Source organism: Vibrio sp. YT-19(2023), assembly GCF_033337395.1.
On the sequence record NZ_JAWOQN010000704.1, the window covers coordinates 1 to 621 of the forward strand.

At 44.0% G+C, this 621-nt stretch carries 1 protein-coding gene; it reads right to left on the reverse strand.

The window, feature by feature from the left end; genetic code table 11:
* Positions 1 to 621: EAL domain-containing protein (locus R7E78_RS27985; RefSeq protein ID WP_318058868.1), on the reverse strand; the 621-nt coding region annotated here is incomplete at both ends.

Sequence of the window (621 nt, forward strand, 5' to 3'; positions counted from 1 at the left end):
ACCGGTTTCTAAATGAGAAGAGACAATATTGACACTCACCCAAATCGACTCAGGCAGTGACTCAAGATCTTGGATGATTTTGCGAATCATCTGGTTCGTCATCGGAACAATCAATCCGCTCTCTTCTGCGGCGCCAATAAACATATTAGGTGGCACCAAACCATCGCGTCTTGACCAACGAACCAACGCTTCATAACCTACAGTTTGGCCATCTCTGCTATCCACAATAGCTTGATAATAAGGGATAAATTCGCCGCTATTGATGCCGTTTTGAATCAGCCCTTTGATAGACTTTCTTAGGCTTTTACTTGAGATATAAAACAGCGCAAACACAATCCCAAGAATCAAAGTAGCAGGCACACCCCACACGAAAAGACGCTGATTCGCGTATGCGGCCAAGGCTTCACCACTGTAAATCTTGATGAGCATGTTGGCCTGAGATTCGTCAGAGAAGAAAAACTCGCTCGATAGCGCATTCTCTTCATCAATAATGTTTGGCATGCCGCGACTGATTGAAAGGGCACCAAACATAGGTTCGTGATATTCAAATTTTACGAATAAGCACTCTTCACACGGCTCAGCAATAAGCTGTTTTACCCAACTGTTATCGAGAACCCAAAA